General features: G+C 61.9%; 12 protein-coding genes. 4 read left to right on the top strand and 8 right to left on the bottom strand.

Annotation, left to right across the window (positions count from 1 at the left end):
* Positions 1–200 precede the first annotated feature (200 nt).
* Together B3C38_RS08330 and pth are read left to right on the top strand one after the other, a co-directional pair.
* On the top strand, positions 201–770 hold the full coding sequence (locus tag B3C38_RS08330; RefSeq protein ID WP_286726660.1) for a 50S ribosomal protein L25/general stress protein Ctc: 570 nt from the start codon (positions 201–203) through the stop codon (positions 768–770).
* A gap of 10 nt (positions 771–780) precedes the next feature.
* Complete coding sequence (gene pth / locus B3C38_RS08325; RefSeq protein WP_286726659.1) at positions 781–1,344, top strand: aminoacyl-tRNA hydrolase; 564 nt, start codon at positions 781–783, stop codon at positions 1,342–1,344.
* 283 nt (positions 1,345–1,627) lie between these two features.
* On the opposite strand, the gene B3C38_RS08320 is transcribed toward pth, so the two are convergent.
* Genes B3C38_RS08320 through rsmH form a run of 8 tightly spaced genes read right to left on the bottom strand, consistent with a single transcriptional unit; the run spans position 1,628 to position 11,222 of the window.
* A complete protein-coding gene (locus B3C38_RS08320; RefSeq protein WP_055201792.1) occupies positions 1,628–2,023 on the bottom strand; it encodes an RNA-binding S4 domain-containing protein in 396 nt (131 codons plus the stop codon).
* 7 nt (positions 2,024–2,030) lie between these two features.
* Entirely contained in the window at positions 2,031–3,446 is a 1,416-nt protein-coding gene (locus tag B3C38_RS08315) for an FtsW/RodA/SpoVE family cell cycle protein (protein WP_256166162.1), read from the bottom strand.
* A gap of 4 nt (positions 3,447–3,450) precedes the next feature.
* On the bottom strand, positions 3,451–4,800 hold the full coding sequence (gene murD, locus B3C38_RS08310; protein WP_022332760.1) for a UDP-N-acetylmuramoyl-L-alanine--D-glutamate ligase: 1,350 nt from the start codon (positions 4,798–4,800) through the stop codon (positions 3,451–3,453).
* Positions 4,801–4,802: 2 nt separating this feature from the next.
* Complete coding sequence (mraY, locus tag B3C38_RS08305) at positions 4,803–6,047, bottom strand: phospho-N-acetylmuramoyl-pentapeptide-transferase (protein WP_022332761.1); 1,245 nt, start codon at positions 6,045–6,047, stop codon at positions 4,803–4,805.
* Positions 6,048–6,063: 16 nt separating this feature from the next.
* Positions 6,064–7,521, bottom strand: a complete 1,458-nt coding sequence (locus B3C38_RS08300) for a UDP-N-acetylmuramoyl-L-alanyl-D-glutamate--2,6-diaminopimelate ligase (RefSeq protein WP_022332762.1) — start codon at positions 7,519–7,521, stop codon at positions 6,064–6,066.
* A gap of 1 nt (position 7,522) precedes the next feature.
* Positions 7,523–9,790: a penicillin-binding protein gene (locus B3C38_RS08295; RefSeq protein ID WP_286726651.1), complete on the bottom strand. Its 2,268-nt coding sequence runs from the start codon at positions 9,788–9,790 to the stop codon at positions 7,523–7,525.
* 6 nt (positions 9,791–9,796) lie between these two features.
* Positions 9,797–10,312, bottom strand: a complete 516-nt coding sequence (locus tag B3C38_RS08290; RefSeq protein ID WP_286726650.1) for an FtsL-like putative cell division protein — start codon at positions 10,310–10,312, stop codon at positions 9,797–9,799.
* A 7-nt stretch (positions 10,313–10,319) separates the two neighbouring features.
* Positions 10,320–11,222: a 16S rRNA (cytosine(1402)-N(4))-methyltransferase RsmH gene (rsmH, locus tag B3C38_RS08285; RefSeq protein ID WP_018695529.1), complete on the bottom strand. Its 903-nt coding sequence runs from the start codon at positions 11,220–11,222 to the stop codon at positions 10,320–10,322.
* Between the two features lie 93 nt (positions 11,223–11,315).
* Here rsmH and B3C38_RS08280 point away from each other — a divergent pair, with 93 nt between their 5' ends.
* Both B3C38_RS08280 and B3C38_RS08275 read left to right on the top strand, forming a co-directional pair.
* The gene (locus B3C38_RS08280) at positions 11,316–12,149 is read left to right on the top strand and encodes an acyltransferase (protein WP_026318304.1); all 834 of its coding nucleotides are present in this window, start codon (positions 11,316–11,318) and stop codon (positions 12,147–12,149) included.
* A gap of 22 nt (positions 12,150–12,171) precedes the next feature.
* Entirely contained in the window at positions 12,172–13,179 is a 1,008-nt protein-coding gene (locus B3C38_RS08275) for a GNAT family N-acetyltransferase (protein WP_055212017.1), read from the top strand.
* The last annotated feature ends 13 nt before the right edge of the window (positions 13,180–13,192 follow it).

Below are 13,192 nucleotides of genomic sequence, written 5' to 3'. Positions count from 1 at the left end.
TGTCTGTAAGACGCGTTAAAGTTGCAAAAGTTAAATCCCAAACCGAAATTTTTTTGCCCGGAAACGAATTTTTTACGGTTGATTTTCGATTCTTGATATTTTACCTTATCTTTGCGATCCGAAACAGGCGGAATTGGGGCGCGGCTTGCGTGGCCGGGCTGAGAACCGCCGGTGGTAACACATTAAAAAACAAACGTATTATGAAAACTATCTCTGTAAAAGCCGTTAAGCGTGATGAGTACGGCAAGAAAGCGGCCAAGGCCGTACGCCGCGAGGGTATGGTACCCTGCATACTGTCGGGCAACGGCGAGTCGGTTTCCTTCTCGGTAGACCCCCGCGAGATCAAGGCCCTGATCTACACCCCCAACTCCTACATCGTCGAGTTCGATTTCGACGGCAAGAAAGAGCAGGCCGTGCTGCGTGAGGCGCAGTTCCACCCCGTCCGAGAGCAGATCCTCCACCTTGATTTCTATCGCATTGCCGAGGGTAAACCCGTATCCATCGCCATTCCGGTACGCCTGACGGGTAACGCCGAAGGTGTGAAGGTCGGCGGTAAGCTGACGCTGTCGGCCCGCAAGCTCGTCGTGAGCGCGCTGGTCGAGAACCTGCCCGACGAACTGGTCGTGGATGTAACCGAACTGGGTGTCGGCAAGACCATCTTCGTAGGCGACCTGGCATTCGAGAACCTGAAATTCGTCACTCCGGCTTCGACGGCCGTCTGCGCAGTGCGCGTAACCCGTGCATCGCGCGGTGCGGCGGCACAAGCCTAATTGGTAGCGTATGAAATACCTTATTGTTGGGCTGGGAAATATCGGCGCCGAATATGCCGGAACCCGGCACAACATCGGATTCAAAGTGTTGGACGCCCTCGCCGAGGCGTCCAACGCTGTTTTTACGACGGCGCGTTACGGCGATGTGGCCGAGCTGAAGCATAAGGGGCGTACGCTGATCCTGCTGAAGCCCTCGACCTACATGAACCTTTCGGGCAAAGCCGTCCGTTACTGGATGGAGGCCGAGAAGATCGCCCCGGAAAACCTGCTGGTCGTATCGGACGACATCGCGCTGCCGTTCGGCACGCTGCGTATGCGTGCCCGGGGCAGTGCCGGGGGGCATAACGGGCTGAAGAACATCGCCGAACTGCTGGGAACGGAGGACTACGCCCGGATGCGCTTCGGCGTGGGCGGGGATTTCCCCAAGGGCCACCAGGTCGACTATGTGCTGGGGGAGTGGTCGGACGAGGAGCGCAAGGCGCTGCCCGAGCGGCTCAAGGTGTTCGGCGACGCGATCCTTTCGTTCACGACGATCGGGTTGGAACGGACGATGAATTTCTTCAACAAGAAGTAAATAAACGGTTGAAAAAGAGCCGATGGGCTCGAAATAAAAAACGGACGGAAATCGTGCTTGCATGATGATCCGTCCGTTTTGGCGTTTTATCTCCCGCAGGGATTCTCAAGTGTTCGTCAGTTCCGCCGCAGAAATCACGCCCCGTGCCATGGGCGTAGCGAAGGCGTAATTCCGACCGGACGGTTCGGGGCTTCGTGCCTACGCAAGGCCCCGAGAACGAGGCTGCTGCGGACGCCGCCGCGAAGGTCGGGAGTTCGTATGGGGAGGCGCAGGACATACTGGCCTACTCGTCCCCGTCGTAGTAGATTCCGTCCATCAGCCCGTCCAGTTCGCGGCGCTCCTTTTTGGTCGGGCGCCCCGTACCGCGGTCGCGGAAGACGAAGATAGTTTCGCGCGGGCTGCTGAGCTTGTCCAGCTCCTCCTGCGGGGTGATGTTGAGGCAGTACAGGGGGACGTTCTTGGCCGGCTGGCGGCTCGACACGAAGTCGAGCACCCGGTAGGAGTAGGTCACCTGCATCTTGCGCACGGCGATCACGTCGCCGATCTTCACTTCGCGCGAGGGTTTGGCGGCGGAGCCGTTTACCGTGACTTTGTTGTTGCGGATGGCATCCGCGGCGTCGCTGCGGGTTTTGAACACCCGCACCGCCCAAAGGTATTTGTCGAGTCTTATGTCGTCCATGGCCATGTTATTTTTCGTAAATGGATTCGCTGCGGGGCGTATCGTGCGACTGTTCGTCGTTCTGGCGGCTGACGCTGAGGATCATGCCCAGCGCGATGGTGGTGAAGATGGTCGACGAACCGCCGCGCGAGATCAGCGGCAGCGTCTGCCCCGTTTCGGGGATCAGGTTGACGGTCACCATGATATGCAGCAGCGCCTGGCAGGTTATCAGCAGGGCGAGCCCAAGTACCAGCAGCCCTGGGAATGCTGTCCCGCAGCGGCGGAATATTTCGATGCCCCGGAAGAATATCCACAGGTAGAGCATCAGCAGGGCCAGTGCCAGTACGATGCCGTATTCCTCGACGAAGAAGGCGTAGGCGTAGTCGCTTTCGGGATGGATCATCTCGACGCGCATGGCGCTCTGTCCGGCGCCTTCGCCGAAGACCCCGCCGTTATGGATGGCGATCATCGACCGCTCGGTGTCGGTGAGGTGCTCGATCGGTTTTTCGGTCTGCGAGCGCGTCCAGAGGTGGATCCATGTCGAGACGCGCCCTTCGGCCGTCTCGCTGCGCCCGAGGTTGAGCGTCATGATGAAGACGATGCCGATGCAGGCCAGCCCGATGAGTTTCACCAGTTCGCCCAGGCGGACGCGCCCGATGAGCATCATGACCCACGAGGCCATGAAAACCAGTACGGCCGAGGAGGTGTGGGCCGGGAAGATCACCGCGCACGAGACCACGACGGGCATCAGGATCGGCCATGTCCCCTCGCGCCAGATGCGGCGCTGTTCGCGCGACGAACGCCACGTCCAGAATTTGAGCGACGGGACGATGCGTATCTTGTCGATCTTCGACTGCCGTCCGGCCAGTTGCCGGGCCAGGAACAACACCGTGGCCACCTTCAGCGCCTCGGAGGGCTGGAACTGGAACGGCCCGAGGGGTATCCAGCGGGCGGCGCCGTTGGTCGTGGCGCCGATGAAATAGACGGCGACGGTGAGTGCTACCGAAAGGAAATAGACGGGGCGGGAGAACAGGTTGTAAATCCGGCAGTTGATCTTCTGCACGGCGACCATGATGATGAGGCTGACGACGAGGATGATGAGTTGCTGGCGCAGGAAATGGGCTGTGGTACGCGCCGTGTGGGCGTCGTAGGCCATCTTGGCCGTCGACGAGTAGACCACCAGCACGGAAATCACCGCCAGCGCCGCGACGATGATCCACAGGACGCGGTCGCCGGTAAAGAGCCGGAACTTGTGTTTTTCGGGGGCTTCGGGGGTTTCGCAGGCGCTCTCCCCGGTATCGGTGCCGCGCACGCCGCGGCGTCGGGGCGCGTCCTGCGCCCCGGTCTTCCCGTCCGCTGCGCGGGGGGATTTCCCGGGCGCTTCCGTCCAGGGCTCCTGCGCCGGCCCTTCGTCCTGCGTGTATTTCCGTTCGCCGAGCTTCATCGTGCTATGCCTTTTCGTTTACCCACGCCTTGAACAACTCGCCGCGGTTTTCGTAGTTTTTGAAGAGGTCGAAACTCGCGCAGGCGGGCGAGAGCAGCACCGCGTCGCCGGGCTGTGCGGCGGCTTTGGCGGCCTCCATCGCGGCGTCGAGCGAGCCGGTGGAGACCACTTCGGGCACCACACCCGTGAACTCTTCGATCAGCTTGGTGTTGTCCGCGCCCATGCAGACGAGCGTATGTACCTTCGCACGGGCGAAAGCCTTCAGCGGTTCGTAGTCGTTGCCTTTGTCCGTGCCCCCGGCGATCCATACCACGGGGCGTGTCATGCTTTCGAGCGCATAGTATACCGAGTCGACATTGGTGGCCTTGGAATCGTTGATCCACAGTACGCCGTTGGCTTCCCGGACGGGTTCGAGGCGGTGGCAGACGGGGGCGAAGCCGTAGATCGAGCGGCGGATCGAGGCCGGCGCGACGCCTGCCGCAAGGGTCGCAAGAGCCGCGGCCATGGCGTTATAGGCATTGTGCAGCCCTTTGAGCTGCATCTTGGCCGTGTCGATCTCGACCGAGGCCTTCCCGACGGCCGCCGTGAATTTGCCGTCGCAGAGGAAGGCGTCGCCGGCACCGCTCGCCACGGCATTCTTTGCGGCGAAGGGAAGTTGCTTCATGCGCAGGTCGTACCTGGGAAGCTGCTGCCAGATCACCTCGTCGTCGCCCGAATAGACGAAATAATCGCGCGAGTTCTGGTTCTGCGTGATGCGCATCTTCGAATCGACGTAGTTTTGGAAACAGTGTCCGTAGCGGTCGAGGTGGTCGGGCGTGATGTTCATCAGCACGCCGATATGGGCGCGGAATTTATACATGCCGTCCAACTGGAAAGAGCTGAGCTCCAGCACGTACCAGTCGTAGTTGCCCGTGGCCACGGAGTAGGCGAAACTCTCGCCGATGTTGCCGCCCAGGGCGGCGTTCATCCCGGCGTCGCGCATGATCTTGTAGATGAGCGACGTGGTGGTGGTTTTGCCGTTCGAGCCGGTGATGCAGATGCATTTCGACCGGCCCAGGTAACGGCCCGCGAACTCCATTTCCGAAATGACGGGAATGCCTGCCGCACGGATTTTCCGCACTATGGGGGCCGTTTCGGGGATCCCTGGCGACTTGACGACCTCGTGTGCCGCAAGGATGCGTTCCTCGGTGTGGCCGCCTTCCTCGTAGGGAACCTGCCACTCGTCGAGCTTGGCTTTGTAGCGGTCGGCGATCTTCCCCATATCGGAGAGGAATACGTCGAACTCTTTCTTTTTGGCGAGGATCGCGGAGCCGTAACCGCTGATGCCTCCGCCCAGGACTGCTATCTTTTTCATGATTACCGGATCTTTAACGTTACCAGGGTGATGGCGGCCAGCAGCAGCGAGATGATCCAGAAGCGGAGCACGATCTTGGTTTCGAACTGCCCTTTTTTCTGGAAATGATGGTGTACGGGGGCCATCAGCAACAGGCGCTGCCCTTCGCCGTATTTGCGTTTGGTGTATTTGAAGTAGCCGACCTGCATCATCACCGAGAAACTCTCGACCAGGAACACGCCGCACAGCAGCGGCAGCAGCAGTTCCTTGCGGATGCAGAGGGCGAAGACGGCGATGATGCCGCCGATCGACAGGGAGCCGGTGTCCCCCATGAAGATCTGCGCCGGGAAGGAGTTGTACCACAGGAAGCCGACCAGCGCGCCCGCGAAGGCCGCCGCGAAGACGACCAGCTCTCCGCTGTCGGGGATATACATGATGTTGAGGTAGTCGGCGTAGACGATATGTCCCGAGAGGTAAGCCAGCACGCCGAGTACGGCCACGATCGGGACGGAGACGCCCGTGGCCAGCCCGTCGAGGCCGTCGGTGAGGTTGGCGCCGTTCGAGACGGCCGTGACGACGAAGATCGCTACCAGCACGTAGAGCAGCCAGGTCGTGGCGCTGTCCTCGCCCGTGAGCCATCCGTAGTCGAATTCGTTGTTCTTGACGAAGGGGATGGTGGTTTTGGTGGTCTTGGTGCTTTCCGAGCTCAGGACGACGTTCCGCTGCACGCTTTCGATCACCGATCCGTCGGGGTTCAGATAGACGGTCTGCACGGGCTGCGTGACCTTCTCGCGGACGATGATCTGGGGCGAAAGCCACATCGTCGTGCCGACGATGATGCCCAGCCCGACCTGGCCCACGATCTTGAAGCGGCCCTTGAGCCCCTCCTTGTTGTGGCGGAAGACCTTGATGTAGTCGTCCAGCCCGCCGATCAGCCCCAGCCAGACGGTCGAGACGATCATCAGCTGGATGTAAATGTTGTCGAGCCGTCCGAAGAGCAGGATCGGGACGAGGATCGCCAGCAGGATGATGACGCCGCCCATCGTGGGGGTGCCGCGTTTCTGGAGCTGTCCCTCGAGCCCGAGGTCGCGGATGTCCTCGCCGATCTGCTTGCGGCGCAGGAAGTCGATGATCTTGCGGCCGAAGATGATGACGATCAGCAGCGCGAGGATGATGGCCGCCGCCGCGCGGAACGAAATATACTGGAACATACCCGAGCCCGGGATGTCGTAATATTCGCCTAAATACTTGAAAATGTGATAGAACATGTCGTATGTCGGGTTTTTAGTTTCTGAGTGTGCCGAAGGCCTTGCCGACCTCCTCCTTGTCGTCGAAGTGGTGTTTTACGTCGCCGATGATCTGATAGGTTTCGTGCCCTTTGCCCGCGATGAGCAGGATGTCGCCCGGCCGGGAGAGCATTGCGGCGGTGCGGATGGCCTCGGCACGGTCGACGATGCGCAGGAACCGGGCGCCGGGGTCGAGGCCGGCGGCCATCTCGTCGAGGATCGCCCCGGGCGACTCGTGGCGCGGGTTGTCCGAGGTGAAGATGGCCGTATCGGCGTATTTCACCGCGATCTGCGCCATCTCGGGCCGTTTGGTGCGGTCGCGGTCGCCGCCGCAGCCGCAGACGACGATCAATTGTTGCGCCGGGGTGCGGATCTCCTGGATGGTCTGGATGACGTTTTCCAGTGCGTCGGGCGTATGCGCATAGTCGACGATGGCCGTGGTTCCATTCTCCGCCCGCACGAATTCGAAGCGCCCGCTCACGGCATGGAGCATGCTCATCGCGCGCAGCACTTCGGCGCGGTCGAGTCCCAGCAGCACCGCGGCGCCGTAGACGGCCAGCAGGTTATAGGCGTTGAAGCGTCCTACGAGCCCAACCCATACTTCCTGCCCGTCGATGCGCAGCAGCATGCCGTCGACGTGCATCTCGACGATCTTGCAGCGGAAATCGGCCATCGTGCGCAGCGAATAGGTGTGTACCCCGGCTGCGGTGTTTTGCACCATGACGCGGCCGTTCTTGTCGTCGGCGTTCGTCAGGGCGAAGGCATCCTTGGCGAGGGAGTCGAAGAAGAGTTTTTTGGCGCGGATGTATTCGGCGAAGGTCTTGTGGTAGTCGAGGTGGTCGTGGGTGATGTTCGAGAAGATGCCGCCCGCGAAATGCAGTCCCCGCGTGCGTTGCTGCACGATGGCATGCGACGAACACTCCATGAAGCAGTATTCGCACCCTTCGTCGGCCATCTCGCGCATCATGGCGTTCAGCCGCACGGGGTCGGGCGTGGTATGGGTTGCCTCGACGATGCGTTCGCCGACCTTGTAGACGACCGTCGAGATCAGCCCGGCCTTGTAGCCCAGTGCCCGCACCAGGTCGTAGAGCAATGTCGCGGTCGTGGTCTTGCCGTTGGTGCCGGTGATGCCCACGAGTTTCAGTTCGCGGCTCGGATGGCCGTAGAAGGCTGCGGCCATGTCGGCCAGCGCTCCCGCGGCGTCGGGGACGACGACGTAGGCCACCCCGTCGGCCGTCTCTGCAGGCAACTGCTCGCAGACGACGGCCGAGGCGCCTTTTGCGACGGCGTCGGGGATGAAGTCGTGCCCGTCGGACTGCGTGCCGCGGGTGGCGAAAAAACAGTCGCTCCGCGTCACGGCCCGCGAATCGTAGGCCAGGGCGGCCACCGTCGTGGAACCGTCGCCGTGCAGCGCCGTGACGGGCGTATCTTTGAGTAGGTCTTTCAGTGTTTTCATCTTATTTCAGTGTTATGCCGACCGTCGAGCCAGGCGTGATGCGGGCTCCGGCGGGGATACTTTGCTGTGTTACGGCGCCCGCGCCCGAAAAACGGACTTTCAGCCCGCGACTTTCGAGTACGAACAGTGCATCCTTGAGCCCCATGCCGCGCACGTCGGGCATCGTTCCTGTTTCGGGCGGGAGGCTCGTGATGATTACGTTCGAGAGGCTGTCGACCCGGGCGCGCCCCCAGCCCGTACGCTGGTCGAACGAGGCGCGGGGCGAGAACTTGTCGGCCACGCGGCGGATCTGGGCGATGTCGCCGCCCTTGACGTGCCCCGGGTAGCAGCGGCCGCCGTGCCGTTCCACGCGGCCGTACCAGTCGCGGTTGCGGTTGTAAATGTAATCGACCATCCGTTTGACCACGGGGCCCGCCAGCGGCCCGCCGTAGTAGGCTTTGCCCGGTTGCGCCCGGGTTTCGATGGTCGTCAGCACCGTATAGCGGGGATTGTCGGCCGGGAAATAGGCGACCATCGAACCGAGGTAATAGCGTCCCTCGCGGCTGCGGGCGTCGGTGATCTGCGCCGTGCCGGTCTTGGCGGCCACGCGCAGGCGCGTGGAATCCTTGAAATAGAGGCTTGCGGTACCTTGCGTGCAGACCAGTTCGAGGCAGCGTTGCACCTCGCGCAACGCCGCGCGCGAGCAGATCGACGAAGCGATGGTCTGTGTCTCGAACCGCTCCTCGACGCGGTCACCGCGCCGCAGTTCGCGGATCAGCACGGGCGAGATCATCTTCCCGCCGTTGGCGATGGCGTTGTAGAACGTGATCATCTGGATCGGCGCCAGCCGCACGCGGTAGCCGTAGCTCATCTTGACGAGCATGACGCCCGGGTCGGGTACTTTCCAGTCGGCAGTGATCGACGGGGCGCGTTCGCCGAGCCGTTCCAGCCCGACGGTCTTGCCCAGGTGGAGCTTCTCGTGCAGGAAGTCGCTGTATTCCTGCTTCTTGCCCGTGATGCCGTAGCGATCCCAGATCGCCTTGGCGAAATAGACGTTCGACGACGAGGCTACGGCGCGGCGGAAGCCGATGACGTGGTCGCCCCGGTGCGAGTCGCGGATATTCCTGGCCGGGCCGACCGTCACGGGGTCGCCGTTGTGCGTGTCGTAGGTCGTCTCGGGCGACATGCCGGCGTCATCGAGCAGCGTGAGCATCGTCGCCAGCTTGAAAGTCGATCCGGGCTCCATGCTGCGTCCCAGCGCGTAGTTCTCCCTTTCGTAATAGCTGCCGCCCGAGGAACCCGAGCGGCCCAGGTTGGCCATGGCGAGTATCTCGCCGGTCTCCACCTCCATGACGATGGTCGTGCCCCAGATGGCGTTCTGGGCTTCCAACTGGCGCCGCAGCGCTTTGTCGGCCACGTCCTGCAGGTCGAGGTCGAGTGTCGTCACGATGTCGTACCCGTCCACCGGGTCTTCATGCCCGGCTCCCGCCACGCGGCCGTAGAAGCCCCGGGCGATGCGCTGCCGCAGCGCCTTGCCGTCCCGTCCCGCGAGTTCCTCACGGTAGGCCTCCTCGATGCCGTAATTGCCCTTGTCGCCCGTGAGCCCGATCGTACGGCGCGCCAGTTCGCCCTGCGGGTAGATGCGCTGGTCGCGTTCGACGAGGCGGTAGACCATGCCCATGTTCCAGTTCAGCATCGGGTAACGCCGCAGGGTCTCCCATTCGGCATAGTCCACCTCGCGGGGGAAGATGTTGACGGGTGTGTGGTCGCGGATCGTGTCGTAGATTTTCCGGGTGACGTACTCTTCGCCCCGCAGGCGATCCATCATGCGCGACAGCCACCCTTCGGAGCGCAGGTAGGAGGTGTCGCGGCAGTTGACCAGCCGGTAGCGGCGGGCGTGCTCCTCGCGGAAGCGGCGGGCGTATTCCGAGGCGGGTTTGTCCTTGAAGAAGGCGGAGAGCAGCTTGGCGAGCGAGTCGCTCTGTTCGCGGAAGGTCTTGAGCGAATCGAGGCCGGGCGAGGCGAAGTCGAAGGCCGCCTGGTAGCGGAAGATCGAGGTCGCCAGCGGTGCCCCGTTGCGCGAGAGGATGCTGCCCCGCTGGGCCGGGATGGTCTCTTCGGTGAAGATGCGGCTGGCGAGCCGGTCGGCGTTGTAGGCCACTTCGGCGCTGAAAAGCTGTACCCAGACCAGGCGTGCGAACACGGTGAGCCCCGCGAGTATGAACAGCACGTAAAGCAGCCGTACCCGCAGCAGAATGTCGCTTTTGATCTTCGAACGCTCCTGTTTCATCGCCGTTTAGTTTTCGATGATTTCGCCCGGGGCGGAGGGGTCGCTCAGGTCGATGCCGCGTTCGCGCAGCCGCTCGACGATGGCCGAGTGGGTCGTACGGCTGTAACGCTGCTCCTGCAGGCGGATCGACCGTTCGCGCAGGATCTGGACTTCGCGTTCGAGGCGCGTGTATTTCATGTCGAGGTGCAGCGCCGTGAACATGACGGCGATGCTCAGGAAGAACATGCCCGCGATCGAGAGCATGTAGGGGTAATATTTCGATACGCCTTCGCGTACGAGGATCGTGCCCGAAAAAAGCTGCCAGAAGGTACTGGCCTTGCGGCGGCGCTCCCTGCGTTCGCGCTCCTCGGCTTCGGCCTTCTCTTCTGCCTCGCGCTCCAGGTCGGCGCGGATCTCCTCCTCGGCCTCGCCCCGTTCGATGCGCAGTACCTCGCGCCGCACGCGGCGGGCGAATTCCGCTTCCTGTGCGCGCTGCGCCTCCTCTTCGGGGGTTATGGGGTCGAATTCGTGGTCGGGATACATGGCCGGGTCATCGTTTTACGGCGGCGCGCAGCTTCGCCGAGCGCGACCGGGGGTTGCGTTCCAGTTCTTCGTCCGAGGGGACGACCGCCTTGCGCGTGAGGATTTCGAACGGCGTGAGGGCGCGGCCGTAGAAATCCTTTTCCACCTCGCCCGCGAAATTGCCGCTGCGCAGGAAATTCTTTACCAGCCGGTCTTCGAGCGAGTGGTAGGAGATGACGACCAGCCGGCCGCCCGGGCGCAATACCCTGAGGCTCTGTTCGAGCGCCATCTTGAGCGCCTCCATCTCGCCGTTGACCTCGATGCGGAGCGCCTGGAAGAGCTTGGTCAGGAATTTCGACTCGTCTTTCTTCGGCGTGCAGGGACGGACGGCCTCGACCAGCTGCGCCGTGGTTTGAATCGGCGCCGTTTCCCGCGCCCGGACGATGCAGTTGGCGACCTTCCACGGGGTGTCCAGTTCGCCCCAGTCCCCCAGCAGCTGCGTGAGCGTCTGGGCCGGGTAGCTGTTGACGACCTTCGCCGCCGTCAGCCCGCCCCGCTGGTTCATGCGCATGTCCAGCGGCGCCTCGCCCCGGAACGAAAAACCCCGTTCCACGGCGTCGAAATGGTGCGACGAGACTCCCAGGTCGGCCAGTATGCCGTCCGTCTCGGTCACCCCGCGCAGCCTGAGGGCTCCGCGCAGGAAACGGAAATTGCTCTCGACATAGCGGAACCGGGCGTCATCGGGGGCGTTCGCGAGCGTATCGCGATCCTGGTCGAAGGCATAGAGCCGCCCTTCGGGCCCCAACTCTTCGAGGATACGGCGCGAGTGGCCGCCCCCGCCGAAAGTGAGGTCGACGTAGGTGCCTGCGGGGTCGATGCCGAGCAGGCCGACGGACTCTTCCAGAAGGACAGGTGTATGGTACTGAGACATATTCGTTGCCGATGAGGTCGATTTGGGTGTAAAGTTAGGGATTTTTCGAAAAACAATACCTATATTTGCGGATATAATTTTTTGAACGTCCCTATGCCCAGAATAGATATCGGAGCGGTACTCGCCGAGAAAGCCCCGCGGTTGGCCCGCTGGGTTCCCGGGTTCGTCCTCCGCTGGCTCCGCCGTACGATCCATGAGCCGGAAATCAATTACATCCTCGAGCATTACTGGAACCTGCCGCCGCAGGAGTTCATCCGTGCCTGTTTCCGCGAATGGCAGGTGACCTATTCGGTCGAAGGGCTCGAAAAACTCGATCCCAAAGGCCGTTACCTTTTCGCATCGAACCACCCGTTCGGGGGGATGGACGGCATGATGCTGGCCGACAAGCTGATCGACCGCTTCGGCGATGCGCGCGTGGTGGTCAACGACCTGCTGATGCACCTCGAACCCCTCCGCCCGCTGTGGATCCCGGTCAACAAGCACGGTTCGCAGAACAGCCTTTACGCCCGCAAGTTCGACGAGGAGTTCTTCGGTGAGCTGCCCATCCTCACCTTCCCCGCCGGGCTGTGTTCGCGCTGCATCGGGGGCGAGGTGACCGACCTGCCGTGGAAGACCAATTTCCTGAAGAAAGCCTATGCCTCGCAACGCCAGATCGTGCCGGTGTTCGTCGAGGGGCGGTTGTCGAACTTCTTTTACCGCGTCGACCGTATCCGCCGGATGCTGGGCGTGAAATTCAATATCGAGATGCTGTGGTTGTCCGACGAGATGTTTTCGCAGAAGGGCAAGCATTTCCGCATCCTCGTGGGCGACCCCATCCCCGTCGCCGAACTGCAACGCTACGGCGGCCTCCGCGACCAGGCGGAGTTCGTACGCAAAAAAGCGTATTTTTTGGAAAATATGCTCCTCCCGGCGGAAAATAACGGGTAAATCGGTATTTTTGTCCTAAGTTATGCAAGCACGAGAAATGGAACCTATCATACCTCCCGTCGACCGGGAATTGCTCCGCGCCGAGCTTACGCCCGAGCGCAAAGCGCGCGACACGAAGAAGGCCGGGAACGAGATCTATATCTTCCCGGCGTCGGAGTGCCCGGCGCTGATGCGTGAAATCGGACGGCTGCGCGAGATCGCGTTCCGCGGCGCCGGCGGCGGTACAGGCCGGGAGGTGGATATCGACGCCGAAGACCTGGCCGAGGACGGGTATTACCAGCTGATCGTCTGGGATCCGGCGGCCGGGGAGATCGTTGGAGGCTACCGTTTCATCATCTGTACGGACGAATATCCCCGCCACCTCTCGACCGAACACTATTTCCGTTTCAGCGACAAGTTTCGTCGCAAGTACCTGCCCCGCACCATCGAGCTGGGACGCTCGTTCGTGCAGCCCTCCTACCAGGCGCGCGGCAACGCCAAGAGCATCTATGCGCTGGATAACCTTTGGGACGGCCTCGGGGCGCTGATCGTGCTGGATCCGAATGCGAAATACCTTTTCGGCAAGGTGACGATGTATACGACCTACAAGGCCGTGGCGCGCAATGCGCTGATCTGGTTCCTGCGCCGCTATTTCCCCGACCGCGAGAACCTCGTGGAGGGTATCCATCCGTTGAAGCTCGACCTCGACGACCCCTATTACGAACAGCTTTTCACGGGGCGTACCTATCAGGAGAACTACCGGATACTGATCCAGAAGATCCGCGAGTTCAACGAGAATATACCGCCGCTGATAAATGCCTATATGAACCTTTCGCCCACGATGCGGGTCTTCGATACGGTGTCGAACCCCGATTTCGGCGGCGTGGAGGAGACGGGCATCCTGGTGACCATACGCGATATTTATCCTGAAAAGCGCGAGCGCTATACCCGCTGGCTGGGTTGGCAGGCCGATCTGAAATACCGGCGGGAGTTATTCCGCGAGCACATCCGCGGGCATTTCGACCGGATCAAGAAGAAAAGAAACGGCTAACTCCTCGTTTTCA

It is taken from the genome of Alistipes sp. UBA1686, assembly GCF_002320215.1.
Classification (GTDB): Bacteria; Bacteroidota; Bacteroidia; order Bacteroidales; family Rikenellaceae; genus Alistipes; species Alistipes onderdonkii.
The sequence above is the reverse complement of the archived record's forward strand: the minus strand, read 5'-3'. Positions and strand labels throughout refer to the sequence as shown.